The sequence below is a fragment of the Streptosporangium sp. G11 genome (genome assembly GCF_051192615.1).
In the GTDB taxonomy this organism is placed as follows: domain Bacteria; phylum Actinomycetota; class Actinomycetes; order Streptosporangiales; family Streptosporangiaceae; genus Streptosporangium.
Genome location: NZ_JBPJUQ010000125.1, coordinates 1 through 14,389, shown reverse-complemented (window position 1 = coordinate 14,389; position 14,389 = coordinate 1). Strand labels below are relative to the sequence as shown.

The 14,389-nt window shown below is 75.1% G+C and carries 5 protein-coding genes; all 5 read right to left on the bottom strand.

Going from position 1 to position 14,389, the window contains the following annotated elements:
- On the bottom strand, nucleotides 1-5,220 hold a 5,220-nt coding region (locus ACSDR0_RS46255), incomplete at its 3' end, for a beta-ketoacyl synthase N-terminal-like domain-containing protein (RefSeq protein ID WP_435295351.1).
- Nucleotides 5,221-5,363: 143 nt separating this feature from the next.
- The gene (locus ACSDR0_RS46250; RefSeq protein WP_435295350.1) at nucleotides 5,364-6,662 is read right to left on the bottom strand and encodes an activator-dependent family glycosyltransferase; all 1,299 of its coding nucleotides are present in this window, start codon (nucleotides 6,660-6,662) and stop codon (nucleotides 5,364-5,366) included.
- 365 nt (nucleotides 6,663-7,027) lie between these two features.
- Nucleotides 7,028-9,586: an ABC transporter permease gene (locus tag ACSDR0_RS46245; protein WP_435295349.1), complete on the bottom strand. Its 2,559-nt coding sequence runs from the start codon at nucleotides 9,584-9,586 to the stop codon at nucleotides 7,028-7,030.
- Complete coding sequence (locus ACSDR0_RS46240; protein WP_435295348.1) at nucleotides 9,586-10,386, bottom strand: ABC transporter ATP-binding protein; 801 nt, start codon at nucleotides 10,384-10,386, stop codon at nucleotides 9,586-9,588. Before ACSDR0_RS46240 ends, ACSDR0_RS46245 begins: the two co-directional genes overlap by 1 nt.
- A gap of 152 nt (nucleotides 10,387-10,538) precedes the next feature.
- Nucleotides 10,539-14,389: SDR family NAD(P)-dependent oxidoreductase (locus ACSDR0_RS46235; RefSeq protein ID WP_435295347.1), on the bottom strand; the 3,851-nt coding region annotated here is incomplete at its 5' end.

Sequence of the window (14,389 nt, the reverse complement as noted above, 5' to 3'; positions counted from 1 at the left end):
CGCCTCCGCCGCCCGCCGCACATCCCACGACCGCACCGGCAACGGCCGCAACACCCCCCGCCCGAACAGATCGAGCAGCTCCTCCAGCATCCGCCGGATGTGGTCGGGGCCGGAGTCGATCAGGTCGAAGGCCGTGTACTCGACCCCCGGGTACGCGTCGCCGATCGCGGCGGCGTCGCGGATGTCGGTCTTGCCCATCTCGACGAACCGGCCGCCGCGGGACAGCAGGCGCAGGGAGGCGTCCACGAACTCGCGGGCCAGCGAGTTCAGCACCACGTCCACCCCGCGGCCCTCCGTGCCCTCCAGGAAGTACCCCTCGAAGTCCAGGTCCCGCGAGGAGGAGATGTGCCCGTCGTCCAGACCCAGCGACCGCAGCGCCTCCCACTTGGCCGGGCTCGCCGTCGCGAACACCTCCGCGCCGAGATGCCGGGCCAGCTGCACCGCCGCCATGCCCACCCCACCGGCACCGGCGTGCACCAGCACCGACTCGCCGGGCTGGAGGCGGGCCACGTGCTTCAGGCCGTGGTAGGCGGTCAGGAACACGCCGGGGACGGACGCGGCCTGCTCGAAGGTCCAGCCCGCAGGGACAGGCGCCAGCAGCCGCCGGTCGGTCACCCCGACCGGGCCGAACGCCCCGTCCAGCAGACCGAACACCCGATCACCCGGCACCAGGTCCTCCACCCCGGCCCCGACCTCCAGCACCACACCGGAGGCCTCGCCGCCCATCGGCACGTCGCGCTCGGGCACCATGCCGAGCGCCACGACGACGTCGCGGAAGTTCATCCCGGCGGCGCGGATGGAGATCCGCACCTCACCGGCCTCCAGCGCCCTGCCGGAGGCGGGGTGCGGGACCAGCGCCAGATCAGACAGGCTTCCCTTGACCGGCGCGTCCAGCCGCCACTCGGCCACCCCCGCCGGCGGCACCAGACCGCCACCGGACGCGGCCCGCGCCAGGCGCGGCGCCCACACCTTCCCCTCTCGTACGGCCACCTGCGGCTCGTCCGCGGCCGTCGCGGCGAGCAGCGCGGTACCCGCGACGGGACCCTCGTCGAGGTCGACCAGCAGGAGGCGGCCGGGGTTCTCCGCCTGGGCGGCGCGCAGCAGGCCGAGGGCCGCGGCGCCCGCCAGGTCGGTGACGTCGCCTCCGTGCACGGAGGCCGCGCCTTGGGTCACCACGACGAGCCGCGCCGACCCGAACCGCTCCTCGGCCAGCCACTCCCGCACCACCGCCAACGCCCGATACGCCGCCACCCGCACCCCGGACACGACACCCTCACCACCAAGCGCCGCAAAGGAGACGAACACCAGATCGGGAACCACCCCCGAACCCGCCAACGCCCCCAGATCCTCGAACCCCTCGACCACCACACCGGCCGCGCGCAGGGCGTCGGCCGGCCCGGTCCCGTCGGCGCCCAGCACCGCGTACCGGTGCCCGGCCGGGATCTCGGCGGGCGGCAGCGCCGTCCAGTCCACGCGGAACAGCGAGTCGCGGCGGGTGTCGGACGCGACGGGCAGCCGGTTCGCCGGGAGGGGGCGCGACAGCAGGGACTCCACGGAGGCCACCGGGGCCCCCGAGACGTCCGCCAGCCGGAGCGAGATCGTGTCGGCACCGGCGGGTGACAGGTGCACCCTCAGCGCGGCGGCGCCCTCGGCGTGCAGGGAGACCCCGGACCAGGCGAACGGCAGGCTCACCTCGCCGGATCCGGTGTCCAGCAGCGACTCGGCGTGCAGGGCCGCGTCCAGCAGCGCCGGGTGCAGGCCGAAGCCGCCGGCCTCCCTGCGCGCGTCCTCGGGCAGGGCGACCTCGGCGAAGATCTCGTCGCCACGCCGCCACGCCGCCCGCAACCCCTGGAACACCGGGCCGTACTCGTACCCCTGGCCCGCCAGCCGCTCGTACAGACCGTCCAGGTCCACCGCCGTCGCACCGGCGGGAGGCCACTCGGCCAGGTCGAAGTCCCCGGCGGACTCCGAGGCGACGAGAAAACCGGCCGCGTGCCGGGTCCAGGGCGCGTCCGCCTCGTCGCCGATGTCCCCGGCGTCCCCGGTGTTCTCGGCGCTCTCGGCGCGGGAGTGGACGGCGACCGGGCGCCGCCCCGTCTCGTCCGATGCCCCCACCGACACCTGCACCTGCACACCGCCGCCGCCGGGCAGCACCAGCGGCGCCTCCAGCGTCAGCTCGTCCACCACCCCGCACCCCACCTGGTCACCGGCACGCACCGCCAGCTCCACGAACGCCGTCCCCGGCAACAGCACCGTGCCCGCCACGGCGTGGTCGGCCAGCCACGGATGCGAGCGCGTCGACAGCCGCCCGGTCAGCAGGATCTCGCCGGTGCCCGCCGACACCACCGCCGCGCCGAGCAGCGGGTGACCGGCCGCGGTCAGGCCGGTGGAGGCCAGGTCGACCGCGTCGGTGGCGTCCAGCCAGTACCGCTCGCGCTGGAAGGCGTACGTGGGAAGCCTCACCGGGCGGGGGCCGTGGGGGGCGAACAGCGACTCCCAGTTCACCGGCGCCCCGTGCGCGTACGCCTCGGCCAGCGAGGTGACGAACCGGTTCATGCCGCCCTCGTCGCGCCGCAGGGACCCGACGGCGGCCGCGGTGCCGCCCGCGGCCTCCACGGTCTCCTGGACACCCACGGTGAGCACCGGGTGCGGGCCGATCTCGACGAACAGCCCGTACCCCTCGCGCACCAGCGCGCGGGTGGCCTCGTCGAAGCGCACCTGCCGCCTGAGGTTGGTGTACCAGTAACCGGCGTCCAGCCCCGCGGTGTCGATCGGCTCGCCGGTCACCGTGGAGTAGAAGGGCACCTCGACCGACCGGGGCGCGACGCCCTCCAGGTCGGCCAGGATCCGCTCCCTGAGCGGCTCCACGTACGCCGAGTGCGACGGGTAGTCGACGGGGATCTTCCTGGCGCGGACGCCGTCGGCCACCAGCTGCTCCAGCAGCTCGTCCAGGGCCTCGGTCTCGCCGGAGAGCACCACGGAGCCGGGGCCGTTCACCACGGCCACCGCCACCCGGTCGCCCCAGGGGGCCAGCCGTTCCCTCATCCGCTCGGCCGGGAGCGAGACCGCCATCATCTCCCCCTGGCCGGACAGCTCCTCGCCGATGGCGAGGCTGCGGAGCGCGACCACCCGGGCGCCGTCCTCCAGCGACAGCGCGCCCGCCACGCAGGCGGCGGCGACCTCGCCTTGCGAGTGGCCGACGACGGCGTCGGGCTCGACACCGTACGAGCGCCACAGCTCCGCCAGCGAGACCATGACGGCCCACAGCGCGGGCTGGACCACGTCCACCCGTCCCAGCGGCGGCGCGCCGGGCTCGCCGCGCAGCACCTCCACGAGCTTCCAGTCGACGTAGGTCGCCAGCGCGTCGGCGCACTCGGCCATCCGGGCGGCGAACACCGGGGAGGAGTCCATCAGCTCGACGGCCATCCCCGCCCACGCCGCGCCCTGCCCGGGGAAGACGAACACCACCCTCGGGTCGGGGGTCGCGACGCCGCGCACGACGTTCGGCGCGGCCTCGTCCCCGGCGACGGCGCGCACGCCCGCCAGCAGGTCGTCGCGGCCGGCGCCGACCACCACGGCGCGGTGCGGGAAGGCCGTACGGGAGGTGACGGCGGCGTGGCCGACGTCGACCGGCGACAGCCCGGCGTCCGCGTCCACGTGGGCCGCGAGGCGTTCTGCCTGGGCCCGCAGCGCCCCCTCGCCCTTGCCGGAGATCACCCAGGGCACCACCGGGGCGGAGCCCGGACCTCCGCCGAAGGCGCTGAGGACGCCGTCGAAGGCGCCTCCCTCTCCGCTCTCGGCGCCCTCGCCGTCCGCGGTCTCCGGCGCGAGCGGCGGAGCCTCCTCCAGGATGACGTGCGCGTTGGTGCCGCTGACGCCGAAGGAGGAGACACCGGCTCTGCGCGGGGCGCCACCGGCCTCCCAGGGCTCGGCGGCGGTCAGCAGTTCGACGTCTCCGGCCGACCAGTCGACGTGCGGCGAGGGCGCGTCCACGTGCAGGGTGCGGGGCAGCACGCCGTGCCGCATCGCCAGCACCATCTTGATCACACCGGCGACGCCCGCGGCGCCCTGGGTGTGGCCGATGTTCGACTTGATCGAGCCCAGCCGCAGCGGCCTGCCCTCGGGGCGTTCCCGCCCGTACGTGGCCAGCAGCGCCTGGGCCTCGATCGGGTCGCCCAGGCCGGTGCCGGTGCCGTGCGCCTCGACCGCGTCGACCTGGGCGGCGGACAGGCGCGCGTTGGCCAGCGCCTGGCGGATGACCCGCTGCTGCGCGGGGCCGTTCGGCGCGGTCAGCCCGCTGCTCGCGCCGTCCTGGTTGATCGCCGAGCCGCGGATGACCGCCAGCACGGGGTGTCCCGCGCGCCGGGCGTCGGAGAGGCGTTCCAGCAGGAGCATGCCCGCGCCCTCGCCCCAGCCGGTGCCGTCCGCGGCGGCGGCGAAGGCCTTGCACCGGCCGTCCGCGGCCAGGCCGCGCTGGCGGCTGAACTCGACGAAGGTGTTCGGGGTGGACATCACCGTCACGCCCCCGGCCAGGACCATGGCGCACTCGCCCTGGCGGAGCGCCTGGACCCCCAGGTGGAGCGCCACCAGGGACGAGGAGCACGCGGTGTCCACCGAGACCGCGGGCCCCTCCAGGCCCAGGACGTAGGCCACCCGCCCGGAGGCGACGCTGCCGTCGCTGCCGTTGCCGATGTAGCCGCCGAGGTCCTCGGGGACGACCCGGGCCCGGGAGCCGTAGTCGTGGTAGATGACGCCGGTGTAGACGCCGACGGCGGTGCCCCGCGCGGACGTCGGGTCGATGCCCGCGTCCTCCAGGGCCTCCCAGGCGGTCTCCAGCAGCAGCCGCTGCTGCGGGTCCATCGCCACGGCCTCGCGGGGACTGATCCCGAAGAAGGCCGGGTCGAACCGCGCGGCGTCGTAGAGGAAGCCGCCGGAGCGCGTGTAGCTCTTGCCCGGACGGTCGGGGTCGGGGTCGTAGAGGCCCTCGACGTCCCAGCCGCGGTCGTCGGGGAACGACGAGATGGCGTCGCCGCCCTCGGCCAGCAGCCGCCACAGCGCCTCCGGGGTGTCGGCGCCGCCGGGGAACCGGCAGCTCATCCCGACGATCGCGATGGGCTCGGTCTCCCTGCGCTCGGCGTCCTTCAGTCTCTGACGGACCTCCCGCAGGTCGGCGGTCGCCCGCCGGAGATAGTCGAGAAGTTTGCCTTCGTTCTCCACCACGTCACCCCTGTCAAACCGTTCGGGGGCCTCATCCGGTCGCGTCGCGCATTGTGGATTGAGGCGATATGGGAACGGGCGCCCGCGTCGCGGGGCGGCCCGTATTCGGCATTCCGGTGAATCGGCGTCGCGCGGAAAAGGGAGTTTCAGCCGGCCGTGGCCGGCGCGCCGGTCTCCGCCCGGTGGCGGGCGACCAGCTCCTCCAGGTCGCGCACGAGGTCGTGCGGCGACGGGGTGGCCTCGGACACGCGGCTGAGCCGGGCGGCGTTCTCCCGGAACGACGGCTCGCCGAGCAGCCGCCGCAGGTTCTCCCGGAGCGTCCGCGTCGACAGGTCCTCCGGCTGGATGACCAGGCCGGCGCCCTCGTCGGCCACCTGCCGGGCCATGCCCCCCTCGTCGTAGAGCTGCGCGGGGACGACGAGCTGCGGCACGCCGTGCACTATCGAGGTGCTGAACGTGCCGGTGCCACCGTGGTGGACGATCGCCGAGCAGGTCGGCAGCAGGGAGTTGAGCGGGACGTAGTCGACGACCCTCACGTTGTCGGGGACCTTCACGGCCGGGTCGAGCTGGTCGGCGTTGAGGGTCGCGACCACCTCGACGTCGAGGTCGGCCACAGCCTCGAACAGGTCGGCGGCCCCGATGCTGCCGTGCCCGCCCCACATGTCGCGGCCGGACACGCCGAGGGTGAAGCAGACCCTGGGCCGTCCGGGACCCTCCGCCCGCAGCCAGTCGGGGACGACGGCCGGGCCGTTGTAGGGGACGTAGCGGACGGGCAGATAGTCGTGCTCGACGGGGAAGCGCGTCCAGACCGGCATCGAGTCGACGGTGGCCTGACCCAGGATGACGTCCTCGTCGAACGCGCTGCCGTACCTGGCCAGCTTGGCGGTGACCCAGTCGGCCACCGGGTCCTCGCCGAGGGCCTCGGGCCGCTCCGCCCTCAGCCGCAGGAACAGCGAGCGCATCCGCCCCCAGTGGTCCCTGCCGAAGGTCGAGCGGACCTGCGCGGCGCCGCAGGCGCGGGCCGCGACCGGCCCCGGGAAGGTGATCGAGTCCCAGACCACCAGGTCGGGCCGCCACTCCCGGCAGAAGGTGACCATGTCGTCGTACATGGAGTCGTCGGTGATGAGGTCCAGCGCCAGGGGTGAGGCGAAGGCGGCCATGCAGTCGCGCACGTACTCGTAGGTGAGGACCTCGGGCCGTTCCTCGGCGATGTCGTAGCCGGAGCCGAAGATCTGCTGGTCGGCGGGGATGCTCGCCAGCCGCTCGGCGATGTTGGACGCCTTCCCCACCGGCACCGCGGTCAGGCCCGTCCTGGTCACGTCGTCCACGATGTCCGGCTGGACGGCGACGACGACCTCGTGGCCCGCGGCCTTCATCGCCCACGCGATCGGCACCACCAGGAAGAGATGGGCGGCGGCGGCGTGCATGGTGAACAGGACGCGCATGAAGACTTCCTCCGAATGGTCAAGCCGCACGATCTGTCGGATGCCTGCCGCGGGGCCGGCGAATTCGCTTTCGTATCTCGCGGCGGCGTTTCACGGTCACGGTTTCCGGAATGGCCGGAAAAGCTGGTCCGGTATTTTCCGTCCACCGTTTTCCACGGTGAATCAATTAGCACGCTACCTATGTCCCCATGGTGAAACCGACCCCTAGCGCACCCCTCAGCCTCCCCTGTGGGAAGGGCGGGGCCCGGCCCCGCGGCGGCGCCGCCGCCGGTGCCGCACGGCCAGGTCAGAGCACGTGAGGGCGCGCGAAAACGCACCGGGGCGCCCCTTTTCCACGAGGCGCCCCGGTGCGGGAGGGTCTCCCCCTACGAGTCGGCGGGACGGGCGTCCACGGCGGGGCGCGAGCGCGTGGCGATCCAGGCGGGTGACAGGGCTCCCATGAGCGCCGACAGGCCCACGGAGCAGACCACGATGACGTAGAGCCACACCGGCCCCGAGGGCAGCGGGGAGCCGCTGACGGCGATGGTGAAGGGCAGCAGGACGGGCACGAAGACCGCCGTGCCGAGCACGACGCCGATGACGGCGACCAGGACGCCCTCGATGCCCATCATCCGCAGGATCTGCCCCCTGCTGGAGCCGACCAGCCGCTGCAGCCCGAACTCCCTGCACCGCCGCGCCGCGCCGGCCGCCTGGGTGCTGATCACCGAGATCACGACGAAGGCGAGCGTGGTCCCGATGAACAGGTAGTCGACCCACACCCGCGTCCGCTGCCGCTCGGCGCCCACCGAGGACAGCACGCCCGCGTCGGTCACCCGCAGCCCCGGCACGGCCCTGACCGACTCGGCCAGCGCGGCGGTCACCCGGGGGACGTCGGCGGCCGAGGCGGCGCGCACGAGGATCTGGGGCGGCAGGCCGGCCGTGGTGTGCGCCGCCAGCAGCTCCGCGGGCAGCAGGATCGTCTCGGCGCCGGCCTTCGCCGCCAGCAGCGCGACCACCCTGAGGTCGGCCACCTGCCCGTCGCCCAGGCGCATCCTGACCGTGTCGCCGAGGCCCCGGCCGAGCTGCCTGGCGTGCCCCTCGGCCAGCGCGACGGCCTGGCCGCGCAGCCCGGTGAGCGTACCGGCGGTGAGCCTGAACGCCGTGACGTGCCCGGTGGCCTCCGCGGTGACCCCCTGGACCGGCCATCCGTCCTCGCTCTGCCAGGCGTCGTAGGGACTCTCCAGGAACGCGGTGCCGGTGACGAACTCCGAGGCCCCCGCGACGCCCGGCATCGACCGGACCCGGTCGAGCAGCCCGGCGGCCAGCCCACCGGTCTCCGCGGTGAGCACGGCGTCGGCGCGCAGGTTCTTGACGTACGCACGCTCGGCCGCGTCGGCGGGGGTCGTCTGCAGGTAGACGTTGGACAGGGCGATCCCGGTGACGAGCATGATGGGCGTGGTCGCGGCGGCCACCCTGACAGTCCGCGCCCTGGCGTTGAGGATCGCGAGGTGGCCCGTCTGGCCGAAGATCGCGCGCACGGGGTGGCGGAGCACCTCGGTCATCGCCCTCGTCATGCGGGGGGCGGCCAGGGTCAGCCCCGCGGACAGGGCGAACACGGTGAGGAAGACGGCGCTCACCGCGGGCGGGCGGGGCGCCACCGCCGCCGAGACGGCGAGCGCGGCGCCCCCGCCGATGCAGAGCAGGGCGACCGCCGACCGTACCGGGCCGAGCGGGCGCCCCTGGAGCACGGCGTCCGCGGGCCTCCCGACGGCCGGGACGAGCGACGCCCGCCTGGCCGGGAGGAACGCCGCGGCCGCGGCGGCGAGCAGGCACGTCACGACGGCGGCCAGGACGGGGATCCAGCCCTGCTGGAACGGCATCACCCCGGGGACCACCCCGTCGTCGACCAGCCGCAGGAACAGCCGGTGGCCGAGATAGGGGCCGAGCAGGCAGCCCGGCACGACGGCGATCACCGAGACCGTCATCGCCTCGCCGAACACCATGCGGCGGATCCGCGCCGGAGGCGTGCCCATCGCCCTCAGCAGCGCCATCTCCCGCCTGCGGTGGCCGACCGACATGCCCAGGGTGCCCGCCACGACGAGCACGGTGACCATGAGCGTTATCCCGACGGTCACCCCGGAGATGACGACGAGGTTCTCGCCGCCCTCCCTTCCGCTCGGGAACTCGGCGATCCCGCGGTCGTCTCCGGTCAGGACCACCGCCGCCTGGCCGCGCAGCGCGGCCTGGACGCGCGGGTGAAGCGTTCCCGCGTCGGTCCCCCGCGCGGGCAGGACGGCGACGGCGTCGACCGTGCCCGGGTGGCCCGCCAGCCGCCGCGCGTCGGACGCGGAGAAGAACATCGCGGCCCCGGTGATCACGCGGCCGCCCGCGGGCGCGGCGACGCCGGTCACCCGGTAGGTCTCCGCGACGCCGCCGACCGCGACCTCGACCCGGTCGCCAGGCCGCGCGCCGGAGCGCCCGGCCAGCGCGGCGTCGAGCACCACGTCGCCGGGCCCGGCCGGCGCCGCGCCCGCCCTCAGCTCGTACGGCGCGAGCATGGCGGAGCTCCAGTCGTGCCCGGTGCCGGCGGGCCGCTCCCCCCGCAGGACGGTGGCGGGGAACGACAGGTCGCCGATCACCCGGGCCACCCCGGGAACGGCCCGCACCGTGTCGAGCAGGCCGGTGCCCAGCCGCACGCGCTCGGTCAGGCGCGTCCATTCGGTGCCGTCGTCACGGGGGTCCGCCTTGGGCAGCGCGTAGGAGGGGTCGCCGGCTATCACGATCGGGGCCCCGGCCAGGCGCTGGGGCGGCACCACCTCGCGGAGACCGGTCTCCATCAGCGCCCCGGCGGCCGAGATGATCGCGGCGCCGAGGAACATCGCGGTGAACACCGCGGCGAAGGCGTCCTTGCGAAAGGTCAGCGTGCGCAGGGCGAGGCGCCACATCAGCTCGTGTTCCCCCCGTCGGTGCCGGGCGGCCTGTCCCAGATGCCGAGGTGGGTCATCCGCTGGATCACCGCCCTGTCCACCGGGAGGTTCAGCTCGTCGACGATGCGCCCGCCGGAGAGGAAGGCGACGCGATCGGCGTAGGAGGCGACCAGGGGATCGTGGCTGGCCATGAGGACCGTCTGCCCGGTCTCGCGCACCGCCTCCTGGAGCAGGCCGAGGACCTCGTCGGTGGCGCGGGCGTCCAGTCCCCCGGTCGGCTCGTCGGCGAAGATCACCTCGCGGCGGGCGACCAGGGCGCGGGCGACGGCGACCCGCTGGCGCTGGGCGGGGGACAGCTCGAAGGGCCGGTGGCGCATGTAGTCGATCAGCCTCACCCGGCGCATCACGTCGACGAGCAGCGAGGGGTCGGCGGTCCGGCCCGCGAGGGACAGGGACAGGGTGACGTTCTCCTCCACGTCCAGGGCGGGCAGCAGGTTGAACGTCTGGAAGATGAAGCCGATCCGGTCGCGGCGCAGCTTGAGCAGCGCCGTCTCGTCGAGCCCGTTCAGCTCCTCGCCACCCAGGAGAACCGTTCCCGAGGTGGGCCGGTCGAGCCCGGCCGCGCATTGCAACAGCGTGCTCTTGCCCGACCCGGACGGTCCGATGATCGCGGTGAGGCTGCCGCGCGGGCAGCCGATCGTCACACCGCCGAGGGCGACGACGGCGCCCGCCCCGCTCCGGTAGGTCTTCCTGACCGAGTCAAGCCTGACGATATCGTCGACTCCTTCACTCTCCGTGTCTGTCCTCTCGGTGTCCATGAGACGAAGCGTAAACATCGGGCGGCGGCCCGCACATCGGTCTGAGGGCCCATACCGCTCATCCCTGCGATGGGTGGCCGTAAGGGCTCGCTGGTCCCGGGGCAGGAGCTCCTCGCGCGGGGCGCGAGGAGTCCGTCCCAGGTCGAAGCCCGTCACAGCTCGCTGTCGAGGATGTCGAAGAGCTCGTCCGCGGTCGCCGAGCCCAGCTCGGGCGCGCCCGCCCTCACCGTCTCCCCGCCGCGTGTCTCCAGCCATCTGGAGGTCAGCGCGCGCAGCCGGCCGGCGATCCTCTCGTGCTCCGCCGGATCGGGGGCCGCCGTCTCCATCGCGTGCTCCAGCCTGGCCAGTTCCGCCTCCAGCGTCGCGGCGGGCGGTTCGTCGGCGACCAGTTCGGTCCTGATGTGGTCGGCGACCGAGGCCAGGGTCGGGTAGTCGAAGATGAGGGTCGCGGGCAGCCGCACCCCGGTGGCAGCGCCGAGCCGGTTGCGCAGCTCCACCGCGGTCAGCGAGTCGAAGCCCAGCTCCTTGAACGGCCGGAGCGCGTCGACGGCGTCCCCGTCCTCGTGGCCGAGGACCGCGGCGACGTGCGTGCGCACCAGGTCCAGCAGCAGGCGGTCGCGGCCGACGGCCGACAGCGACTCCAGCCGCTGCTGCAGCGACTGCTCGGCCGGGGCCGGGGCGGCGTCGCGGGCCACCCGCCTGGTCCTGGCCGCGACCAGGCCGCGCAGCATCGCCGGTGGCGCGTCGGCGCGCGAGCGCAGCGCCGCCAGGTCCAGCCGGATGGGCGCCACGGCGGCCTCGCCGAGGGCGAGCGACTCGTCGAGCAGCGCCAGCCCGGTCTCGGCCGTCAGCGGCAGCAGGCCGGAGCGTCGCACCCGCCGCAGGTCGGCCTCGCCCAGCTGGGCCGTCATGCCGCCGACCTCGGGCGCCCACATGCCCCAGGCCAGGGAGACCGCGGGCAGGCCCGCGGCCCTCCTGTGCTCGGCCAGCGCGTCCAGGAAGACGTTCGCTGCGGCGTAGTTGCCCTGCCCGGCACCGTCCAGCGTCCCCGCCGAGGAGGAGAAGAGCACGAACGCCGACAGGTCGAGGTTGCGGGTGAGTTCGTGCAGGTGCCAGGCGGCGTCGGGCTTCGGCCGCCAGACGGTGCCGACCTGGGCGGGAGTGAGGGATCCGACGACGCCGTCGGCCACGACCCCGGCCGTGTGGACGACCGCGGTGAGCGGGTGGTCCGCGGGCAGACCGGCGAGCAGCGCCGCCAGGGCGTCCCTGTCGGAGACGTCGCAGGCCGCGACGGTGACCTCGGCTCCCAGCCCGGCCAGCTCGTCGCGGAGCCCTTCCGCGCCCGGCGCCTCGATGCCCCGCCGCCCGGCCAGCAGGAGGTGGCGGGCGCCGTGGCGGGTGACGAGGTGCCGGGCGACGAGGGCGCCGAGCCCGCCGGTGCCGCCGGTGACGAGCACCGTGCCGCCGGGGTCGAGGGGGACGGGCACGGTGAGCACGAGCTTGCCGACGTGCCTGGCCTGCGCCATGAACCGGAACGCCTCGGGGGCGTGACGCACGTCCCAGCTTCGGACCGGCGGCGGGACGAGCACCCCGCGCTCGAACAGCCGGACCAGCTCGGCCAGGATCTCCGCGGTCCGGTCGGGGCCGGCGTCGGAGAGGTCGAACGCCCGGTAGGAGACACCGGGGTGCTCCGCGGCGACCTCCTCGGCGAACCGCACGTCGGTCTTGCCCATCTCGGCGAACCGGCCGCCGCGCGGCAGCAGGTCCAGGGAGGCGTCCACGAACTCGCGGGCCAGCGAGTTGAGGACGACGTCGACGCCGCGCCCGCCGGTGGCCTCCAGGAAGCGTCCCCTGAAGTCCAGGTCCCGGGAGGAGGCGATGCGGTCGTCGGCGACGCCCAGGGCCCGCAGCGCGTCCCGCTTGCCGTCGCTCGCGGTGCCGAACACCTCGGCGCCCAGGTGGCGGGCCAGTTGCACGGCCGCCATGCCGACTCCGCCGGCCGCCGCGTGCACCAGCACCGACTCGCCCTCCTTGAGGCCGGCGAGGTCGACGAGGCCGTAGTAGGCGGTGGCGAACACGGCGGGCACCGCGGCGGCCTCGGCGAAGGTCCAGCCCGCGGGGATCGGCACGACCATGCGCCGGTCGACCACCGCGTACGGGCCGAAGCCCGCGTCGACGAGGCCCATAACGCGGTCGCCCGGCGCGAGGCCGGTGACACCGGGTCCGACCTCGGTGACCACTCCGGCGGCGTCGGCTCCCAGGTCGGCCCTGCCGGGATACATGCCCAGGGTGATCATGACATCGCGGAAGTTCAGGCCGCCGGCGCGGATCGCCACCCGCACCTGGCCGGGCTCCAGCGGGCGCTCGTCGGCGTCGCACGCCGCCAGCGCCAGGTTGTCCAGCGTGCCCTGCGTGCTCACCTCCAGGCGCCAGGCCCGTGCGCCGGACGGCGGCTCCAGCGTGCCCGCCGACCGCGCCCTGGCCAGGCGCGGCGCCATCGCCTGCCCGTCACGCAGCGCCAGCTCGGGCTCTCCCGCCTCCGGTACGGCGGGCAGCGCGCGGTGGGAGGCGTCGGTGCCGTCCACGTCGACCAGCAGGAACCGGCCGGGGTTCTCCGCCTGCGCCGCGCGGACGAGACCCCACAGGGGTGCCTGCGCGAGGGCGGGCGGGCCGTCGCCGAACCCGCTCCTGACCGCGCCGCGGGTCACCACCGCGAGCCTGGTCCCGGCGAGGCGGTCGTCGGCCAGCCAGGCGCCGAGCAGGTCGAGGACGCGGAGCGTCGCGGCGCGCGCCGCCTCGGGCTCCGCGTCCTCGGATCCCGGCCGGTCCTCCCAGGTGGAGACCAGCACGGTCCCCGGCCTGGCCGGCATGGCCCGCAGCGCGTCGAGGTCGGCGGCGAAGGTGACGTCGAGCCCGGCGGAGCGCAGGGCCCGGCCCAGCTCGCCGTCCTCGGCGCCGAGGACGGCCCACTCCCCGCCGCCCGCGACGGCGGGCACGGCCGTCCAGTCCACCCGGTACAGCGACTCGCGAACCGCGTCGCGGGCGGCGCCGAGCCGGTCTCCGGAGACGGGACGCATGGCCAGCGACCCGATGGTGACCACCGGGGCGCCGGTGGCGTCGGCCACCTGGAGCGAGGCCGCGCCGGAACCGTCCCTGGAGACCCGCACCCGCACCGACGAGGCGCCGGTGGCGTGCAGCGTGACGCCGCTCCAGGCGAACGGCAGCTCGACCGCCTGGTCCTGCGCGGCCTGCCCGCCGAGCTCGATGGCGTGCAGCGCGGCGTCGAGCAGGGCCGGGTGGATGCCGAACTGGGAGGCGTCGGCGGCGACGCCGCCGGGCAGCGCGACGTCGGCGAACACCTCGCCGTCCCGCCGCCAGGCGGCGCGCAGCCCCTGGAAGGCCGGGCCGTAGCCCGCCCCCTCCGAGGCCAGCCGCTCGTACAGGCCGGTGAGGTCGACGGGCGTGGCGCCCGGCGGTGGCCACTCGGCGAGGTCGAAGTCCCCGGCCGGTCCCGAGGGGGCCAGGAGGCCGGTGGCGTGCCGGGTCCACGGCTCGTCGCCGGCTCCGGCCCGCGAGTACAGCGACAGGGGGCGGCGGCCGGAGTCGTCGGCGCCGCCGACGACCGCCTGGAGCGCGACGCCGCCTTGGCCGGTCAGGACCAGCGGGGCCTCCAGGGTGAGCTCCTCGACGGCGTCGCAGCCGACCTGGGTGCCCGCGCGGACCGCCAGCTCGACGAAGGCCGTACCCGGCACGAGGACGTTGTCCAGGATGGTGTGGTCGGCCAGCCAGGGGTGGCTGCTCAGCGAGACCCGCCCGGTCAGCACGGCGCCGCCGGACTCGGGAAGCGCCACCACGGCGCCCAGGAGGGGATGCTCGGCGGAGACCTGGCCGAAGCCGGTCGCGTCGCCGGTGAGGCCGCCGGTCTCCAGCCAGTAGTGGCGGTGCTGGAAGGCGTAGGTCGGCAGCTCCACCCGGCGCGGCCCCTCGACCCCGGCCGCGCTCG

Bases quoted from the DNA above. Each gene is read 5' to 3' on its own strand.
- ACSDR0_RS46240 (WP_435295348.1), bottom strand. From the start codon at position 10,386: ATGGACACCGAGAGGACAGACACGGAGAGTGAAGGAGTCGACGATATC.
- ACSDR0_RS46245 (WP_435295349.1), bottom strand. From the start codon at position 9,586: ATGTGGCGCCTCGCCCTGCGCACGCTGACCTTTCGCAAGGACGCCTTC.
- ACSDR0_RS46250 (WP_435295350.1), bottom strand. From the start codon at position 6,662: ATGCGCGTCCTGTTCACCATGCACGCCGCCGCCGCCCATCTCTTCCTG.